The following is an 18,102-nucleotide window of genomic DNA, read 5'->3' on the forward strand; positions in this document are numbered from 1 at the left end:
TCACCAGCCGAAGGTGCGGTCGACGCCGTCGAGCACCCGGTCGAGGTCGGGCAGGTACTCCTCCTCCACCCGGGACGCCGGGTAGGGGGTGTCGAAGCCGGTCACCCGCAGCACCGGGGACTCCAGGGAGTAGAAGCACTCCTCGGTGATCCGGGCCGCGATCTCCGCGCCGAGACCCAGGTTGCTCGGGGCCTCGTGGACCACCACGCAGCGGCCGGTGCGCCGCACCGACTCGTACACGGCGGTCAGGTCCAGCGGGGAGAGCGTACGCAGGTCGACGACCTCCAGCTCCCGGCCGTCCTCGGCCGCGGCCGTCGCCGCGTCCAGGCAGGTCCGCACCATCGGCCCGTACGCCAGCAGGGTGGCGTCGGTGCCGGGCCGCACGACGCGTGCGGCGTGCAGCGGGTACGCCTCGGACAGCGGGGCGTCCAGCTCGACCGGCCCCTTCTCCCAGTAACGCCGCTTCGGCTCCAGGAAGACGATCGGGTCGTCCGAGGCGATCGCCTGCTGGATCATCCAGTACGCGTCCTGCGGGTTGCCGCAGCTCACCACCTTCAGGCCGGCGGTGTGCGCGAAGTACGCCTCCGGCGACTCGGAGTGGTGCTCCACCGCGCCGATGCCGCCGCCGTACGGGATGCGGATGACCATCGGGATGTTGAGCTTGCCCCGCGAGCGGTAGTGCATCTTCGCCACCTGCGACACGATCTGGTCGTACGCGGGGTACACGAAGCCGTCGAACTGGATCTCGCAGACCGGGCGGAAGCCGCGGATGGCCAGGCCGACCGCGGTGCCGATGATGCCGGACTCGGCCAGCGGGGTGTCGATCACCCGCTGGTCGCCGAAGTCCTTCTGGAGCCCGTCGGTGATCCGGAAGACGCCGCCGAGCTTGCCGACGTCCTCGCCCATGATGACGACCTTCTGGTCGTGCTCCAGGGCCCGGCGCAGGCCGGCGTTGAGGGCCTTGCCGAGGGTGAGCGTCTCCGTGGCCATCAGTGGGCGCTCCCCTCGAACGAAGCCAGGTAGGTGCCGAACTGCTCGCGCTGCCGGTCGAGCTCCGGCGAGCCGTTGGGGTACACGTGGTCGAACAGCGTCAGCGGCTCCGGGTCGGGCATGGCCAGCACCCGCTCGCGCAGGTCCACGGACTCGGCGCGGGCCTGCTCGTCGACCTCGGCGAAGAACGACTCGTCGGCGATCTGCTGCTTCGCCAGGAACGCCCTCATCCGGGCGATCGGGTCCTTGGCCTGCCAGGACTCGACCTCGCTGGCGATGCGGTACCGGGTCGGGTCGTCGGAGGTGGTGTGGGCGCCCATCCGGTAGGTGTACGCCTCGATCAGGCTCGGGCCCTGCCCGTGCCGCGCGTTGTCCAGCGCGTGCCGGGTCACCGCGTACGAGGCGAGCACGTCGTTGCCGTCCACCCGTACGCCGGGGAAGCCGAAGCCGCCCGCCCGCCGGTAGAGCGGTACGCGGGTCTGTCGCTCCAGCGGCTGGGAGATGGCGTACTGGTTGTTCTGGCAGAAGAACACCAGGGGGGCGTTGAAGACGCTGGCCCAGACGAACGACTCGTTCACGTCGCCCTGGCTGGTGGCGCCGTCGCCGAAGTACGCGATCACCGCCTCGCCCTCGTCACCGCCGGTCTTGCCGTCCATGGCGACGCCCATGGCGTATCCGGTCGCGTGCAGGGTCTGCGCCCCGATCACGATCGTGTACATGTTGAACTTGAACTCGTTCGGGTCCCAGCCGCCCTGGTCGACGCCGCGGAACAGGCCGAGCGGCATGATCGGGTCGATCCCGCGGCAGTAGAGGACGCCGTGCTCCCGGTAGGTCGGGAAGGCCATGTCCTGCGGCCGTAGCGCGCGGCCGGAACCGACCTGCGCGGCCTCCTGGCCCAACAGGCTGGCCCACAGGCCCAGCTCGCCCTGCCGCTGCAACGCGGTGGCCTCGGCGTCGAGCTTGCGGACCAGCACGAGGTCGCGGTACAGCCCGCGGTACTCCTCGTCGGTGAAGTCGACGCGGTACTCGGTCCCGTCGGGGCCGAACGCGTTCTCGATGCGTTCGCCCTCGGGTGTGAGCAGTTGTACGAGCTCCGGGTCACCGGTGCTCGCGGTGGCCTTCGGCTTGGAACGGGGTGCAGCCCGCCGGCCGCGGGTGGTGACCCCGGGATCGCCCTTTGCCATCCGTCTCTCCCTGTCGTGTATGCGTCGGCGCCGGGGGTGACCCGTCCGCGCAAGTGGTGGGCCGCCCGGCCGGGTGCCGGGCGGTTCCTGGCGGCCGCGCCTAGCCCTGGTCGGGGTTGCCGCGCGGCGTGAGCCGGGCTCGGGGGAACCCGGTTCGGGAGCGCCGGCGCTCAGCCGTGCCTGCCGCCGGGGGTGCGCGGAGGTCGCGGCTGCGTTGCCGTCGTGGTCCATATTCGCAGAGGCAGGTGAGGCGGCACACAGTACGCCCGGCCTGTCCCAGGCCGTTGTCGGCTTGACAGCCGATCGGGGTCTTTGTCGTATATCGGCACCCAGGCCTCCCACCAGGCCGGACAAAATGTGTGTCGACACGCTGTGGCGCCTGGTGGACTGGGCGTCACTGGTCCAAGCTGAATGCAGCCTAACGAGGCATTTAGGTAGTTATGTCCGCTTGATCCGGCCGCTTCGCGCGACGCCGCCGCCGGACGGGCAGTGGCCGCCGACGAGAAGGAGGGGCGCGTGTCCGAGCCAGGTGAGGAGCCCGCCGTTCCGTTCCCCGGCCGGCACCGGGCCGCGGCCGGCTACCGGCGGGTGGTCGGGGCGCACCGCGCCGCCGGCACCGGCGCGGGCCGGGGATACCTCCTCACCGTCGCCCTGCTCGCCGGCACCGCCTCCATGCCGATCCTCGCCGCGATCAGCGCCGGCTCGGCCACCGTCGGCAGCAGCGCCCTGCCGGACAGCAGCACCCCGTTCATCCCCACGCCGTCGGTGGGCCCGGTGGTCGTCCCGGTGCCGGCGACCGACCAGCCCGCACCGGCCGCCTCGCCCGCGCGGATCCAGGCCACCACCGTCCCGCGCCGCCCGCGGCCGGCCGCTCCCGAGCGGCCCGCTCCGGAGACGGCACGTCCCAGTACGTCCCCCACCGCCCGCCCCGCGGAGCCGTCGCCGTCGCCGCGGTCGCCGCGCCCTGCCCCGACACAGTCGCCCTCGGCCACCGACCGGCCGACGCCGGACCCGTCGCCCACGGCCGCGCCGCTGCCCATCCCGTTGCCGCTGCCGCTGCCCATCCCGCTGCCGTTGCCGTTGCCATTGCCGTTGCCGCTCGGCACCGGCCTGCCCATCGATTGACGCTGGCCGCCCCGGAACGGGCGCCCATAGCGGATCTTGGTGCGAACCGGCCCCTATAGGGGCCGGAATCGTCCAAGATCTGCGCCGGGTGCATGGGCCGTTCCGGTGAGCGGGACGCCGATGGGAGTCGTCGAGGAGCCGTCTGCTGCGGCACCTCAGCCCGGCCTGCGGGCGGCCGGCTGGTCACCGAGCTGACCGCGCCCGCCGTGCTGATCGATTGTCAGTCTCGCTGGGGGCTCTGGGCGTCCGTCCAGAGCGCCTCGAAGTGCTCCACGTACCGGTCGAAGGGACCGCCCGCCTCGCGGCGGCGGAAGTGCAGCGTCACCGAGTCCTGGCCCAGTCCGGCGCCGATGTGTGTCGCCACGATCGCCTCGTCGTCGAAGACCCAGACGGACATGGCGACGTGTCGGTCGGACAGTCGTACCGGCAGCGGCGTCGGAGACTTGGCGATCTCGGCCCGGGTCGTGGCGATTCGCGTCGCAAGAGTCAGCGGCGTGGCCTCGATGCGTTCTCGCTCCGTGGTGACCGGGCTATCCGGATCACCCAACAGGAACCGTATGTCTGCACCGCTGCCGACCTTCTCACCCAGCGTGGCCGCCGCGTTGGGCACCTCCAGCCAGATCGGTCCCTACCTTGACCGTTCGGCGAACAACTTCGGGCCACAGCACATCAACATCCTGACCCAACACCCCGGCCGCCCGCACTCGGGAACGCGGGGCTCGCCGCGTGAGTGTGCCAGCGTGAGGCGGAGGGAACACCTGCCGAGCCGCCCCACCTGGCGCTGCCAGGCGTGCGGGATCGCCTGGCCCTGCTCGTCGGCGAAGCTGCGTCTTCTCGCCGAGTACCGCGAGGACCGGCCGGCCCTGATGATCTACCTGGCGACCCTTCACACGGAGGCCGTCGAGCACCTGGCGGAGCTGGACAGCGCCAACCTGGCCGAGCGCTTCACCGGCTGGGCCCGCGCCCGGTGAGCCCTCGCGTCGGCTGCCGGTCAGGCGCCGTCGTCGGCGAGTCGGTGGCGGTTCGCCTCGATCCAGGCGTCCAGGGCGGCCGGGTCGTCCGGGTCCACCCCGTCAGCCATGAGCTGGGCGACCGCCGCCGTGGCCGGGCTGCGCCGCTCGCCGGTCGAGTAGAGCCGCGCGAACTCCGGGATCATCTCCTCGATCGCCGTGTCGGTCCGGGCCGCCGCCGTCGCCGGTAGCCCCTTGCGCCGGGCCGCGTACGCCGCCCAGCCGCGCAGCACCCGGGGGAGCATGGCGGCGTCGTCCATGTCCAGCACGGCCCGCCGGTGCACCCAGTCCAGCAGGAACAGCTCCGCCACGGTGGGACTCCAGCGCAGCGGGTCGGCGTCCGGGAAGCTCGCCGCGTGGTCCAGCAGCAGGCTGAGGCAGAAGTGCAGCGAGGCCAGGCCGGCGTCGTCGGACGGGTCCAGGGCGAACCGGGCCGCCTCGGGCGAGGCGAGGAAGGCGCGTACCAGCTCCGTCCGCTCGTCCGCGGAGAGCGGCAGGGCGTTTCGGACGGAGTCGGCGGCGGGTGGGGGCAGCAGCGCCAGCCGGGCGCCGGCCAGGGCCCGGTCCGTGGCGAGCGACCCCTCGGCGGGCAGTTCGCCCAGGGCGTCGGTGACGGCCAGGTGCCGCCCGACCTCGGCGCGCATCCGGGCCGGATCCTCCTTCCGGAACCAGGTCAGCTCGTCGGTCCCGACCAGCTCGCGGACCTGCTCGACGATCCGTTCCGCCGGGCCGCCGACGAAGACGTCCTTGGCGATGCCGATGTTGTGGTCCACCAGGGCCACCACCGCGTGCTCCGGGCCGCCGGCCGCGTCGTCGTAGGCGAAGGTGGCCAGATAGGACGTCTGGTCGCCGTACACGTCGCCGTACGACCAGGTGCCGGTGAGGTGCACCCGGCCGAGCTGCTCGGCCCAGGCCGGGGCGAGCGTGCCGGGGCGTACCCGGGCCGCCCCCTCCGCGTCCGGCACGAGGGACGCGAAGACCGAGCGGATGGTCCGTGCGGCGCCGCTGCGGCGGCGGGAGGTGGCGGCCAGGAAGCCGGCGACGAACTCCCGGACCGCCGTCTCGCGGTCGGTTTCGGCGACCGCGTAGACGCTGCCGAGCAGTGCCGCGCCGAGCATCTCGGCGTCGAGGGCGGTGTCGAGCCTGGTCACGTCGCGTGCGGCGTGCAGCACCGCGTCGTAGGGGGTCTGAGGCGTGGCCATGCATCGACCCTACGCCCGCGGAGGGACCCCGAACAGCGAAGGCGAACGCGCCGCGCCCGGCACGCCGTGGCGGATCGTGAAAAGGAAGCCCTCTCCCGCGGGGGCGCTGAGAAGGGGCTCTTCCTCACCCCGCGGCGTCGTGCAGCGCCTGCCTCGCCCGTCCGTAGCGGGCCAGCACGTCCTCGGCCGGCGCGACCACGTACTCCCGGCCGACCGCGCCCACCGCGGCGACCAGCCGCCGTTCGGCCCGGCGCCGGGCCCGGCGGGCCGCCCACCGCACCACCGGCCGGGCCAGCGCCGCCACCAGCAGCCCCGCGAGCAGGCCGCCGAGCAGCAGCACGGTGGGCAGCGGGACCACGCCGACGCGCGGGGGCTCCAGGGGCGGCAGGCCCAGCGCGCGCAGCGCGTAGCCGAGCGCGAGCCAGCCGAGGCCGGCGACGGCCGCGACGGTGAGCAGCCACTGCAGCCCGCCGACGACGCGCCACCAGGCGGGGCGCCGGTCCATCCCCAGGTCGGTGCCGGCCACCGCGCGGTCGAGCGCGTCCGGCAGGTCGCCCATCCGGGATCGTGCGGCGGAGCTCACCGCGCCCGCCCACGGCGCCGGCAGGCCGGTGCCGGCCCGGTCGGCCAGCGCCCGGACGGCCAGCCCGAGCGCGGCGCGCTGCGCGGCGGTCGGATCGGGTACGGAGGTGGCGGCCACCAGGCTCTCCGCCGGCTCGCCCGGCTCGGCGTCGGCGGCCGGACCGGGCAGGTGCAGCCGGCGCAGCGGGTCGGGGCGCAGCCGCCGCAGGCCCCGCACCAGCGGCCAGCCCGTCGCCCCGGCGGCCCGGTGCCGGTACGCCGCCTCGACCGCGTCCGCCACCGCCGGCACGCCGGCCGCCCCGGCCAGCGCCCGGTTCAGGCCGGCAACCGTCTCGGCGTCCGGCCCGGCGGCGGACGCCTCGGCGGTGACCAACTCGTCCAGACCGGCGACGACGTCGTCCACGTCCCCCGCGAGGCGGCGCAGCGCGGCCTGCCGCTCGGCGACCGTACGCTCCAGCGCCCCGCGCAGCTCGACGATCCCGGACGGGTCGACGGCCGCGGTGGCCAGCAGCGGTACCTGCTCCAGCCCGTCGGCGTCGAGCAGCCGGCGCAGGTCGGCCAGGACCCGGGGCAGCTCGGCCGGGGGCAACCGGTCGGCCTGGTTGAGCACGACCAGCGTCACGTCCCGGTGCCGGTGGAACTCGCGCAGGTAGCTGGTGTGGATCACCCGGTCGGCGTACTTCTGCGGGTCGACCACCCAGACCACGAGGTCGACCAGGCCGAGCAGCCGGTCCACCTCCAGCCGGTGCGACCACTGCACCGAGTCGAAGTCGGGCAGGTCGAGCAGGACCAGCCCGTGCAGGTCGCGCTCGTCGTCGCCGTCCAGCACGCTCTCCCGGACGAACCGGTGCCGGGGCAGCACGCCGATCCAGTCGAGCAGCTGGTTGGCCCCGTCGAGCGGGCCCCAGACGCAGGCGTGCGCCACGCCGGTGGTGGGGCGGCGCACGCCGACCGGGGACAGCTCCAGCCGGGCGAGCGCGTTGAACAGGCTCGACTTGCCGCTGCCGGTGGCCCCGGCGAGGGCCACGACGGTGTGGTCGCGGGAGAGCGCGAGCCGGGTGCCGGCCCGCTCGACCAGGGTGTGCGCCGGCACCAGCCGGGTGTCCGGCAGTTGGCCGTCCACCGCGTCGAGGAACCGGCGGACCGCCTCCAGGCGGGCGACGAGCGCGTCCGCGTCGACCCGCTGGTCGCCCCGGAACGCCTCGCGCATCCGGCCGACGATGCCGGTCATGAGGCACCGCCCTCCCCGGCCGGCGGTGGGGGCAGCGGTGCCGCGTCGGCCCCCGCCAGGCCGCTGCGCTGCCGGGCCGCCTCGACCAGGTCGGCCGCCGCCCGCAGGGTCTCGCCGGTGTCCGCCGCGGGGCGGGCCTCCTCCGTCCGCGCGAGGAAGCGGGCCGCGTCGGCGTGCAGCAGGTCCCGGACCCGCTCCAGCAGGTCGCCCCGGGCCTTGCCGGCCAGCGTACGCACGGCCTGGTCGCCGAAGATCGCCTGGAGCACGGCCTGCGCGGCGACCGTCGTGCCGGCTCCGGTGGCCACCTCCAGCCCGGTCGGGATGAACGCGGTCGAGGCGAACACGGCGATCATCACGGCCAGCCCGGTGGCGTTCACCGCGTACGCGGCCGTCCGGGCCACGAACCGGCGGTCGCCGCCCTCGGCCCGGACCAGCTCCAGCACCCCGCGCTGCCAGTCGCGGACCAGCCGCTCGGCGCGCTCGGGGAAGTCGTCGGCCGGGTGGGCGAGCGCCGGGTCGAGCAGCGCCGCCCCGGCCGGATGGGCCCGCCACCCCGTGTACGCGTTCTCGGCCGCCTCGGCGGCGACGCCGCGCAGCAGCGTGACGAGCTGCGACTCGATGGCGGTGCGCAGCTCGGCGGCGGGCGCGGGCCGGCCGGTCACCGCCGCCACCAGCCTGTCCCGCAGCCGGCCGATCCGCGCCTCCAGGGTGCGGAAGAACTCCCCGGTGCCGACGAACTCCTGCCACCGGGCGAGCACCTCGCCGCGCAGCAGCCGGCCGTCCGAGAGCCCCTGCTCGACGGTCCGCTCGGCCCCCCGGTACGCGGCCCGGACCCGCTCGTCGAGGGCCCCCGCGGCGGCCTCCTGCTCGTCGGCGGCCTCGGCCAGCCCGGCGACGGCGGGGTGCAGGGCGGCCAGGGCTCCGTCGAGGGTCTGCCGGACGACGGCGGCCCGGGCCTCGGCGTCGGCGGCCAGCCCGGCGAACCAGGCGCTCAGCGGCGCGGTGACCTTCTCCGGGAGCAGCCCCTGCCCGTCCACCGACATCTCGGGCAGGACGAACAGCGGGGCCGCGCCGAGGCCCTGGTCGGTGAGCATCTCCGCCAGGTGGGCCGCCACCTCGTCGGTCGCCTCGGCGGGCACCCGGTCGAGCACCATGGCGATCACCACGCCACGGGCGCGGGCGGTGTGCAGCAGCTCCCAGGGAACGGCGTCGGCGTACCGGGCGGCGGTGGTGACGAAGAGCCAGAGGTCGGCGGCGGCGAGCAGCTGGCCGGCCAGCGCCCGGTTGGCGTCGACCACCGAGTCGATGTCGGGGGCGTCGAGGAACGCCAGGCCGGGGGGCAGCGCCGGGGCGGTGACCAACTGCAGGGTGCCGGGATCCTCGCTGGGCTCGTTGGTGCGGGTGAGGCCGGGCAGCAGCTCGCCCTGGCGGAACCAGGCGGTGTCCGCCGGGCTGCACACCAGCACCGGGGAGCGGGTGGTCGGCCGGAGCACCCCGGCCGCGCTGACCCGGGCCTGGACCAGGCTGTTGACCAGCGTCGACTTGCCGGCCCCGGTGGAGCCCCCGACCACCACCAGCAGCGGCGCGTCGAGCCGGGCAAGCCGGGGCAGCAGGTAGTCGTCGAGCTGCGCGGTGACGGCCGAGCCGGCCTGCCGGGCCGGCTCGGCCGAGGGCAGGGCGAGCGGGAAGCGGGCCGCGCCGGTCGCGGCCCGCAGGCCGGCGAGCGCGGTGGGCAGGCCGTCTCCGGAGGGGACGGAGGAGCCCTCCCCGGCGTCCCCAGGGCTGGTGCGGTCGGCGACGGCGGGCGCACCGGTGCGGGTGGCGGGATCACCGTGCGTCGTCACCGCTAAAGCGTGCCCGACCGACGCAAGGGAAGACAACCGGACCTGCCGTAGGCGAAGTTGCGTCGGGTCCGCTCAACCCGACTTGACGATTGCCGCAGGCGTGGCACTATTGAGTCCGGTTCACTCAACTTGTGGCGAGTGTGTGCAGGGGTGGCCCCCGCCACCTGCGCCAACGTAAGAAGCGAGGAAGCGAACATGGCACGTGCGGTCGGTATCGACCTCGGCACGACGAACTCCTGCGTCAGCGTTCTCGAGGGCGGTGAGCCCACCGTCATCACGAACGCCGAGGGCTCGCGGACGACCCCGTCGATCGTCGCGTTCGCCCGCAACGGCGAGGTGCTCGTCGGTGAGGTCGCCAAGCGTCAGGCGGTGACGAACCCGGACCGGACCATCCGGTCGGTCAAGCGGGAGATCGGCACCAACTGGACCGTCGACATCGACGGCAAGAAGTACACCCCGCAGGAGATCTCGGCGCGCACGCTGATGAAGCTGAAGCGGGACGCCGAGGCGTACCTGGGCGAGCAGATCACCGACGCGGTGATCACCGTCCCCGCCTACTTCAACGACGGCCAGCGCCAGGCCACCAAGGAGGCCGGCGAGATCGCCGGCTTCAACGTGCTGCGGATCGTGAACGAGCCGACCGCGGCCGCCCTGGCGTACGGGCTGGACAAGGGCTCCAAGGAGCAGACCGTCCTGGTCTTCGACCTCGGCGGCGGCACCTTCGACGTGTCGCTGCTGGAGCTGGCCGAGGGTGTCATCGAGGTCAAGTCGACCAGCGGTGACAACCACCTCGGCGGCGACGACTGGGACCAGCGGATCATCGACCACCTGGTGAAGACCTTCCGGGGCGAGCACGGCATCGACCTGGGTCAGGACAAGATGGCCCTCCAGCGGCTCCGCGAGGCGGCCGAGAAGGCCAAGATCGAGCTGTCGGCGGCCACCACCACCAACATCAACCTGCCGTACATCACCGCCGGCGCCGCCGGTCCGCTGCACCTCGACGTGACCCTGAGCCGCGCCGAGTTCCAGCGGATGACGCAGGACCTGCTGGACCGCTGCAAGGGCCCGTTCGAGCAGGCCGTCAAGGACGCCGGGATCAAGGTCTCCGACGTCGACCACGTCATCCTGGTCGGCGGCTCGACCCGGATGCCGGCCGTGACCGACCTGGTCAAGCAGCTCACCGGCAAGGAGCCCAACAAGGGCGTCAACCCGGACGAGGTCGTCGCCGTCGGCGCCGCCCTCCAGGCCGGCGTGCTCAAGGGTGAGGTCAAGGACGTCCTGCTGCTCGACGTGACCCCGCTGAGCCTGGGCATCGAGACCAAGGGCGGCATCTTCACCAAGCTCATCGAGCGCAACACCACCATCCCGACCAAGCGCTCCGAGATCTTCACCACCGCGGACGAAAACCAGCCGTCGGTGCTGATCCAGGTGTTCCAGGGCGAGCGGGAGATCGCGGCCTACAACAAGAAGCTCGGCACCTTCGAGCTGACCGGCCTGCCCCCGGCCCCGCGCGGCGTGCCGCAGATCGAGGTCACGTTCGACATCGACGCCAACGGCATCGTGAACGTGCACGCCAAGGACATGGGCACCGGCAAGGAGCAGAAGATGACGATCACCGGCGGCTCCTCGCTGCCGAAGGACGACATCGAGCGGATGCGCCGGGACGCCGAGGAGCACGCGGAGGAGGACAAGCGCCGCCGCGACGAGGCCGAGACCCGCAACCTGGCCGAGGCGCTCCAGTGGCAGACCGAGAAGTTCCTCGCCGAGAGCGGCGACAAGCTGCCCGGCGAGAACCGTGACCAGCTCAACGAGGCCCTCGGCGAGCTGCGCTCCGCGCTCGGCGGCCAGGACATCGAGAAGATCAAGGCGGCCCACGAGAAGCTGGCGCAGGTCTCCCAGCAGGCCGGTTCGCTGCTGTACGCGTCCCAGCAGGCCGAGCAGGGCCAGCAGCCGGGCGCGGCCGGCGCGGGCACCGGGGCGGCCGGCGGCGCGCAGGCCGGCGCCGACGACGTGGTCGACGCGGAGATCGTGGACGAGGACAAGAAGTGACGATCCGCCTCGGACGCGTTCCCACCCGCGGAAGGGATGAGGTGACCGCATGACGGAGAAGCCACGAGCCGCCGACCCGGGCTCGACCGGGTCGGCGCCGGGTGGCTCCGCGGCCGCCGGGCAGGCCGGCGGCGACGAGCCGCGGGTCGTCATCCGCGACAATCGCAAGATCAAGGAGGCCCCCGCCGCCACCGACGCCGGGGCGGACACCCCGGCGGAGGGCCTGGTGGAGGAGGCCGAGGTGGTGGTCGACGAGATCAAGGTCGAGGCGACGGTGGAGGGGCCGCCCGTGGTCGACGCCCCGGCGGAGCCCGTCGAGGGCGAAGCCGCCCCGGCCGCCCCCGGTCCGCTCGGCGCCGAGCTGGAGGCGCTGCGGGCCGAGCTCGACGAGCGGACCCGGGACCTGCAACGGGTGACGGCGGAGTACGCCAACTACCGCAAGCGGGTGGACCGGGACCGCAGCCTGGTCCAGGAGCAGGCCACCGGCTCGGTGCTGGCCGCGCTGCTGCCGATCCTGGACGACCTGGACCGGGCCCGCGAGCACGGTGACCTGGTGGGGCCGTTCGGCACGGTGGCCGAGCAGCTCACCACGGCACTCGGCAAGTTCGGCCTGACGGCGTTCGGCGAGCAGGGCGACCCGTTCGACCCGACGCGCCACGAGGCGGTGGCCCACCAGACCTCCGCCGACGTGACCGAACCGACCTGCGTGCAGGTCATGCGCCGGGGCTACCAGCTCGGCGAGCGGCTGCTGCGACCCGCCATGGTCGCGGTCGCCGACCCGGAGTAAGTGCCGACCCGCGACGTCCCGCCCGCCCGCACCGGGCGGGCGGGACGACCGGGGTACGTCCCGTGGAAGGGGGTGGACCGGTGAGTGCCAAGGACTGGGTCGAGAAGGACTACTACGCCACGCTGGGCGTGCAGAAGTCCGCCTCCTCGGACGAGATCAAGAAGTCGTACCGGAAGCTGGCCCGGGAGTCGCACCCGGACCACAACCCCGGCGACCCGAAGGCCGAGGAGCGGTTCAAGGCCGTCTCCGAGGCGTACGCGGTGCTCGGCGACGAGACCAAGCGCCGCGAGTACGACGAGATGCGCTCCCTGTTCGGCTCCGGCGCCTTCCGGCGCAACGCCCGTGGCGCGGGCGGGCCCGGCGGGCAGCCGTTCGACGTCTCCGACCTGTTCGGCGGCGCGGCCGGCGGCGGCCGCTTCGGCGGTGGTGGCGGCTTCCAGGACCTGTTCAGCTCGATGTTCTCCGGCGGCGGAGGCGGTGGCCCGGCCCGCCCGCGCGGCCCGGCCCGGGGCCGGGACGTCGAGACCGAGGTGGCGCTCGACTTCGGCGACGCCGTACGCGGCGTGACGCTGCCGCTGACCCTGCGCGCCCCCGGCGTCTGCGACACCTGCCACGGCAACGGGGCGAAGCCGGGCACCCAGCCCGCGACCTGCCCCGCCTGCCACGGCGCCGGGACGACGACCCGCAACCAGGGGGCGTTCAGCTTCTCCGAGCCGTGCCGCAACTGCCAGGGCGTCGGCACGGTGGTCGTGGAGAAGTGCCCGGAGTGCCAGGGCACCGGCGGGGTCACCAAGACCCGCACGCTGAACGTCCGCTTTCCTGCCGGGGTGGCCGACGGCCAGCGGATCCGGCTGGCCGGGCGCGGCGAGCCGGGCGAGCGCGGCGGACCGGCCGGCGACCTGTTCGTGCACGTGAAGGTGCGCCCGGATGAGCTGTTCGGGCGTACCGGGGACGACCTGACGCTGACCGTGCCGATCACCTTCCCGGAGGCCGTGCTCGGCACGGACCTGCGGGTGCCCACCCTCGACGGCGCGGTCACCCTGCGGGTGCCGCCGGGCACGCCGAGCGGGCGGGTGCTGCGGGCCCGGGGCAAAGGCGTGGTGCGCCGGGACGGCCGGGCGGGCGACCTGCTGGTCACCCTCGACGTGGTGGTCCCGGCGCGGGTGTCCGACGAGGCGCGGGCGGCGCTGGAGGCGTTCGCCGAGCAGACGCCCCCGGCGGGCCGGGAACATCTCGACGCGCGGGTGCGTCGGATCAGTTGAGTTCGCTGGAGTGCGTGCGGAGGTGAGCGGGGATGTCGCCGGAGTTCATCGGCTCGGATGACCCTGCCTACGAGGCCAAGGTGCTGATGATCTCGGTCGCGGCGCGGATGGCGGGGATGCACCCCCAGACGCTGCGCCAGTACGACCGGCTCGGGCTGGTGCAGCCGGGGCGGGCCGCCGGTGGCGGGCGACGCTACAGCGTCCGGGACGTGGTGCTGCTGCGCGAGGTGCAGCGGCTCAGCCAGGACGACGGCATCAACCTGGCCGGGGTCAAGCGCATCATCGGCCTGGAGCGCCTGCTGGAGGAGGCGCAGCAGCGCATCGCCCGGCTGGAGGCGGAACTCGACGCCGCGTACCGGCGGGTGGCCGAGCTGGAGTCGCTGGCCCGGTTCCCCGGCCGCGACCTGGTGCCCACCAACCGCACCTCCACCGCCCTGGTGGTCTGGCGTCCCAGACGCGCCGGCGGCGAACGCGACCGCTGATGACCGTCCCGCCAGTCCGGACCGCACACCGGCCCGACCCGCTTTCCCGGAATCCCGGCGCGGGCCGGGCCGGTTTCGTTAACCTCGGGATCAGGGTCCCGTACGCGTGACACGGATTCCGTCACACCGGGGTGGATCGACCGCGCGGGCGAGGGAGAGCCATGTCGAAACCGGGCGAGAAGGTGGCGCGGCAGGCGGAGGAACGACTCAACCGGGTCGCCGAGTCGGTCCGGGAGAAGTTCGACGAGATCACCGAACGACGGTTCAACGACAAGATGAGCGACAGCCGGTTCGCCGAGAAGATCAAGAACGGCCTGTTCGCCGACCAGGTCGACCACGGCGTCGACAAGGGGCGGATCGACGCGCGGCGCCGGCAGGAGGAAGCGCGGCGGGGCGGATCACCCGCCTGACAGCCGGTACGCCGACGGGCCGGGACCCACGGGGGGTCCCGGCCCGTCCGTCGTGTGCTCCGGGTGATCCACCCCATGTCGGCGACATGGGGGTGTCCGAGCGCTCGGATGCCCCCATGTCGCCGACATCGACAGCCAGGGCGGCGTCCGATCTCGTACCGTCCTACTTGTCCTGCTGACCGACCTGCTGCGGGTGACAACCCGGATCACCCGTCAGCCGGCCCGAATGGTCGAGTCGCTCGGGCGGCCCACCGTGGCAGCACGCCTCCGGCGTGCCGGTTTGCGCGCGACCGGCGGGAGGAGCGAGGTGGACGGGGTGGCTGGGCAGCGGATCGGTGCGATCGAGTTCCGCGTGCTCGGACCCGTCGAGGTGCGCGTCGGGAACGCGCCGCTCGACCTCGGCGCCGCCCAGCTGCGTACGCTGGTCGCCGCCCTGCTGCTCGACGCCAACCGGGTGGTGCCCGCCTCGACCCTCGTCGACCGGCTGTGGGCCGACAAGCCGGTGGCGAGCGCCCGGGGCAGCCTGCAGGCGTACGTGTCCCGGCTGCGCCGGCTGCTCGACGGGGCCGGCGTACCGGCCGCCGAGATCCTCGCCACCCGGCCGTCCGGATACCTGCTGGCCGTACCCGAGACCGCTGTCGACGTGACCGGCTTCGAACGGGCCGTACGCGCCGCCCACGAGCTGCGCGACGCCGGCCGGCCCGCCGACGCCCGACAGGTCCTCGCCGAGGGCCTCACCCTGTGGCGTGGTCCGGCCTACGCGGACATCTCCGTGCCCGCCGTACGCGCGGAGGCGGTGCGCCTGGACGAGGGGCGCTGGTCCGCCCGGGAGTTGGCGGCCGAACTCGACCTCGCCCTCGGCCGACACGCACAGCTCGCCGACGAACTGCTCGCCGCCGTGGCCGGGGCGCCCCTGCGGGAGCGGCTGCGCGGCGCGCTCATGCTCGCGCTCTATCGCAGCGGCCGGCAGGCCGACGCGCTCGCGGTGTACGTCGAGGGTCGCACGCTGCTCGCCGAGGAACTCGGTGTCGACCCGGGCCGGGAACTGCAGCAGCTCTACGAACGGGTGCTCCGCCAGGACCCGGCGTTCGACCTGCCGGTCGCCGCCGTGACCGCCGCCCCGGTCCCCGCTCCGCGACCCGCCGCGCCGGCCGGGCTGGCCGCCCCGGTCCCCGCTCCGCGACCCGCCGCGCCGGCCCGGCTGGCCGCCCCGGCGCCGGCCAGGCCGCCGGTGGTGGGGCGCGACGAGGAACTGGCCCGCCTCGACGCCGCGCTCGCCGCCGCCCGGGCCGGCGTCCCCACCGTGGTGACGCTGACCGGCGAGGCGGGCATCGGCAAGACCCGGTTGGCCGAGGAGGCCGCGGCACGCGCCAGCGCGGCCGGCGCCCTCGTGGTGTGGGGCCGCTGCTGGGAACACGAGGGCGCGCCGGACCTGTGGCCGTGGACGCAGGCGCTGCGCGAGATCGTCGAGGACGGCCCGGACGGGCGGGAACTGCTGTCCGGTCGTGCCGCCCCGGCGGCGCTCCTGCTTCCGGACCCGGGCGGACACGGCGCGAGCCTCGACACGACCAGCCCGGCCCGGGCCCGCGCCCAGCTCGTCGACGCCGTGGCGGCGCTGCTCGCCGCCGCGGCCCGCCGCCGGCCGCTGCTCGTCGTGCTGGAGGATCTGCACTGGGCCGACCAGGAGTCGTTGCACCTGCTCGAACTCGTCGCCGCGCACCTGCGCGACGCGCCCGTCGCCGTCGTGGCCACGGTACGGCTGCCCAACGACGTCACCGAGGACCCGAGCGGGTACCTGCTCGCGGGTCTCGCCCGGATCGGCGCCCACCGGGTCACCCTCCACGGCCTCGGCGTCGACGACGTGCGCACGTACATCACCGAGGCGACCGGCAGGCCGGTGTCGCCGGAGGTGGCGAGCGCGGTGGCGGCGCGTACGGACGGCAACCCCTTCTTCATCACCCAGGTGGTCCGTCTCGGCGGCCCGGACGCGGTCCTCGACGGCGGCGTCGTGCCGGCGGGGGTCCGGGAGGCGGTGGCCCGGCGGTTGCGCCGGGTCGAGCCGGCGGACCGGGCGGTGCTGGAGGCCGCCGCGGTGGCCGGGCGGGTCTTCGACCTGCCGCTGCTGGGGGCGGTCGCCGGGGTGCCCGCGCCGACCATCGACGCCGCCGTGGACCGGGCCCTGCGCTCGGGTCTGCTCGGCGAGGAGCAGGCGGCGGTGCCGCGGTTCCGGTTCGCGCACGCGCTGGTCCAGGAGACGCTGCTCGCCGAGGTGCCCCGGGCCCGCCGCGCCCGGCTGCACGACCGGGCCGCCGAGCTCGTCGACGCCGAGACCGGCGAGGTGGTGGAGAACGGCAAGCGGCTCGACGTCCTCGACCCGGGGGAGAGCCTGACCCGCCAGTTCCGCTGGGACACCGTGGGCCTGGCGTGGAACCGCGACGGCAGCGCCCACCCCGACCCGCGGCGCCTGATCGTCCGGCTGCGCGTGTCGGACAGGGTCCGCGACGCCAGGGAGATCCCGCTGCTGGTGAAGCCGCGGCCGGTGATCCTGGTCCACGGCTACAAGAGCAACGCCGCGTCGTCCTGGGGCAAGTACCAGCCGTTCCTCGAATCGGCGCACCCGCTGCTGCACGGCTGGGCGGTCGGCGACAACCAGGAGGCGGGGGTGCTCAGGACCGGCTCGCTGGACGCGCCGTTCGAGCGTACGAACACGATCTCGGAGAACGCGCGGCAGGAGGCGGCGTACATCGACGGCGTCCGGGCGCGGACCGACGCCTGGCACGTCGACGTCGTCGCCCACTCGATGGGTGGCCTGATCTCCCGCTGGTACGTGCAGGAGCTCATGCCGGAGTCGAAGGACTCCCGCCCGGTGGTCAACCGGCTGATCATGATGGGTACGCCCAACATGGGCTCGCCCTGCGCGGACCTGGTTCTCGACACCGCGGCGATCGCCGGTGAGGAAGCCCCGCTGATGCCCGCCACCCAGCAGCTCAGCACCGCCTACGTCGCCACCTCGTTCAACCCGAACATCACCGACCGGCGCGGGGTGACCTTCTCCAACATGGTCGGCGTGGGGCACGTGGTGCCGTGCTACTTCCACGGGGTGGGCGACGGCGTCGTCACCCGGGACAGCGCCCGGTACGTCTTCGAGGACGTGCCGGAGTCCGACACCTTCCACACCTCGATGACCGAGGAGCTCGCCGACTTCACCTCGTACGTCCTGCCGCGCCTGGCCCGCGACCCCCGGCCGAACGACACCCCGGACCGCACCAACCTCGTACCCGGGGAGGAGCAGGCCCCGATCGTCGCCCCGCAGGGGATCGGCGCCGCGGTTCCGGCCGTCCCGGCCGGCGCGACGGTCGACGTACCGCTCGACGTGCCCACCGGCGAGCAGGCCGGCGTGGTCGCCATGGCGCCGCCGTCGGTCGGCCTCACCCTGCTCGACCCCTCCGGCGCCGAGCGCGGCAGCTCCCCGGCCGCGGCCGACGCCGACCAGCCCTTCCGCGGGCTCGTCGTCGACGACCCCGCCGCCGGTCGCTGGACGCTCCGGCTGACGAACACGGGCACCGGCGAGGCGCGGGTGCCGCTGAGCGCCTGGATCGCGGGCAACCCGCTCACCGTCGAGGCGACGGCGGCGCAGGTCGCCCCGGACGGCACCGTGCGGGTGTCCGCCCGGCTCGACGACGACGGCAAGGCCGTGCCGGGGGCCGACGTCGAAGCGGTGGTGCTCGGTGAGCGGGGCGACCGTGCCGAGCTGACCCTGCACGACGACGGTGCCCCGCTGACCGCGGATCCGACCACCGCAGTCGACGGCGGGAACCTGGTCGTGCACCCGTAGCGGGGTGTGCGACGGACTGGCGGGGCGCACCGGAGGGGGGTGCGCCCCGCCAGTCGTTCGGTACTAGGCGGCGGTTCTCCCGTACCAGGCCGCCCTCGCACCAGTCCCG

General features: G+C 74.4%; 14 protein-coding genes. 8 read left to right on the forward strand and 6 right to left on the reverse strand.

Features of this window, described 5'->3' with window-relative positions; translation table 11 throughout:
* Together ACGFIZ_RS01550 and pdhA are read right to left on the reverse strand one after the other, a co-directional pair.
* A complete protein-coding gene (locus ACGFIZ_RS01550; protein WP_393414461.1) occupies positions 1–990 on the reverse strand; it encodes an alpha-ketoacid dehydrogenase subunit beta in 990 nt (329 codons plus the stop codon).
* A complete protein-coding gene (gene pdhA, locus ACGFIZ_RS01555; RefSeq protein WP_393414464.1) occupies positions 990–2,174 on the reverse strand; it encodes a pyruvate dehydrogenase (acetyl-transferring) E1 component subunit alpha in 1,185 nt (394 codons plus the stop codon). The genes ACGFIZ_RS01550 and pdhA overlap by 1 nt, the downstream gene beginning before the upstream one ends.
* Positions 2,175–2,690: 516 nt before the next feature.
* Between pdhA and ACGFIZ_RS01560 the strand changes: the two genes are divergently transcribed.
* Positions 2,691–3,299, forward strand: a complete 609-nt coding sequence (locus ACGFIZ_RS01560) for a hypothetical protein (protein WP_393414467.1) — start codon at positions 2,691–2,693, stop codon at positions 3,297–3,299.
* A 220-nt stretch (positions 3,300–3,519) separates the two neighbouring features.
* Here the strand turns inward: ACGFIZ_RS01560 and ACGFIZ_RS01565 are convergent, their stop codons facing one another.
* Complete coding sequence (locus tag ACGFIZ_RS01565; protein WP_393414470.1) at positions 3,520–3,846, reverse strand: hypothetical protein; 327 nt, start codon at positions 3,844–3,846, stop codon at positions 3,520–3,522.
* Positions 3,847–4,039: 193 nt separating this feature from the next.
* On the opposite strand from ACGFIZ_RS01565, the gene ACGFIZ_RS01570 reads away from it, so the two are divergent.
* Positions 4,040–4,270, forward strand: a complete 231-nt coding sequence (locus tag ACGFIZ_RS01570) for a flavin reductase (protein WP_393414473.1) — start codon at positions 4,040–4,042, stop codon at positions 4,268–4,270.
* 20 nt (positions 4,271–4,290) lie between these two features.
* Here the strand turns inward: ACGFIZ_RS01570 and ACGFIZ_RS01575 are convergent, their stop codons facing one another.
* The 3 genes from ACGFIZ_RS01575 to ACGFIZ_RS01585 all read right to left on the reverse strand — a co-directional run bounded on the left by ACGFIZ_RS01575 (position 4,291) and on the right by ACGFIZ_RS01585 (position 9,168).
* Positions 4,291–5,511, reverse strand: a complete 1,221-nt coding sequence (locus ACGFIZ_RS01575; RefSeq protein WP_393414476.1) for a hypothetical protein — start codon at positions 5,509–5,511, stop codon at positions 4,291–4,293.
* A 124-nt stretch (positions 5,512–5,635) separates the two neighbouring features.
* Positions 5,636–7,324, reverse strand: a complete 1,689-nt coding sequence (locus tag ACGFIZ_RS01580) for a GTPase (RefSeq protein ID WP_393414479.1) — start codon at positions 7,322–7,324, stop codon at positions 5,636–5,638.
* Positions 7,321–9,168, reverse strand: coding sequence for an ABC transporter (locus ACGFIZ_RS01585; RefSeq protein WP_393414482.1), 1,848 nt, complete (start codon positions 9,166–9,168; stop codon positions 7,321–7,323). Before ACGFIZ_RS01585 ends, ACGFIZ_RS01580 begins: the two co-directional genes overlap by 4 nt.
* A gap of 195 nt (positions 9,169–9,363) precedes the next feature.
* Here ACGFIZ_RS01585 and dnaK point away from each other — a divergent pair, with 195 nt between their 5' ends.
* From dnaK to ACGFIZ_RS01615, 6 genes are all read left to right on the forward strand, one after another.
* The gene (dnaK, locus tag ACGFIZ_RS01590; protein ID WP_393414485.1) at positions 9,364–11,217 is read left to right on the forward strand and encodes a molecular chaperone DnaK; all 1,854 of its coding nucleotides are present in this window, start codon (positions 9,364–9,366) and stop codon (positions 11,215–11,217) included.
* Between the two features lie 49 nt (positions 11,218–11,266).
* The gene (gene grpE, locus ACGFIZ_RS01595; RefSeq protein WP_393414488.1) at positions 11,267–12,004 is read left to right on the forward strand and encodes a nucleotide exchange factor GrpE; all 738 of its coding nucleotides are present in this window, start codon (positions 11,267–11,269) and stop codon (positions 12,002–12,004) included.
* Between the two features lie 80 nt (positions 12,005–12,084).
* Positions 12,085–13,266: a molecular chaperone DnaJ gene (gene dnaJ, locus ACGFIZ_RS01600; RefSeq protein WP_393414491.1), complete on the forward strand. Its 1,182-nt coding sequence runs from the start codon at positions 12,085–12,087 to the stop codon at positions 13,264–13,266.
* Between the two features lie 32 nt (positions 13,267–13,298).
* Entirely contained in the window at positions 13,299–13,748 is a 450-nt protein-coding gene (locus ACGFIZ_RS01605; RefSeq protein WP_347666316.1) for a heat shock protein transcriptional repressor HspR, read from the forward strand.
* A gap of 161 nt (positions 13,749–13,909) precedes the next feature.
* Positions 13,910–14,158 (forward strand): hypothetical protein, encoded by a 249-nt coding sequence (locus tag ACGFIZ_RS01610; RefSeq protein ID WP_393414496.1) that lies wholly within the window; start codon positions 13,910–13,912, stop codon positions 14,156–14,158.
* Positions 14,159–14,465: 307 nt separating this feature from the next.
* Positions 14,466–17,993: a BTAD domain-containing putative transcriptional regulator gene (locus ACGFIZ_RS01615; protein WP_393414499.1), complete on the forward strand. Its 3,528-nt coding sequence runs from the start codon at positions 14,466–14,468 to the stop codon at positions 17,991–17,993.
* Positions 17,994–18,102: the final 109 nt, after the last annotated feature.

Origin of the sequence: Micromonospora sp. NPDC048830, from assembly GCF_043198215.1 — a bacterium.
Taxonomy (GTDB): Bacteria; Actinomycetota; Actinomycetes; order Mycobacteriales; family Micromonosporaceae; genus Micromonospora.

What these genes read in the sequence shown, in the direction of transcription:
- ACGFIZ_RS01550 (WP_393414461.1), bottom strand. Translation starts at nt 990, where the DNA reads ATGGCCACGGAGACGCTCACCCTCGGCAAGGCCCTCAACGCCGGCCTG.
- pdhA (WP_393414464.1), bottom strand. Translation starts at nt 2,174, where the DNA reads ATGGCAAAGGGCGATCCCGGGGTCACCACCCGCGGCCGGCGGGCTGCA.
- ACGFIZ_RS01575 (WP_393414476.1), bottom strand. Translation starts at nt 5,511, where the DNA reads ATGGCCACGCCTCAGACCCCCTACGACGCGGTGCTGCACGCCGCACGC.
- ACGFIZ_RS01580 (WP_393414479.1), bottom strand. Translation starts at nt 7,324, where the DNA reads ATGACCGGCATCGTCGGCCGGATGCGCGAGGCGTTCCGGGGCGACCAG.
- dnaK (WP_393414485.1), top strand. Translation starts at nt 9,364, where the DNA reads ATGGCACGTGCGGTCGGTATCGACCTCGGCACGACGAACTCCTGCGTC.
- grpE (WP_393414488.1), top strand. Translation starts at nt 11,267, where the DNA reads ATGACGGAGAAGCCACGAGCCGCCGACCCGGGCTCGACCGGGTCGGCG.
- ACGFIZ_RS01605 (WP_347666316.1), top strand. Translation starts at nt 13,299, where the DNA reads ATGTCGCCGGAGTTCATCGGCTCGGATGACCCTGCCTACGAGGCCAAG.
- ACGFIZ_RS01610 (WP_393414496.1), top strand. Translation starts at nt 13,910, where the DNA reads ATGTCGAAACCGGGCGAGAAGGTGGCGCGGCAGGCGGAGGAACGACTC.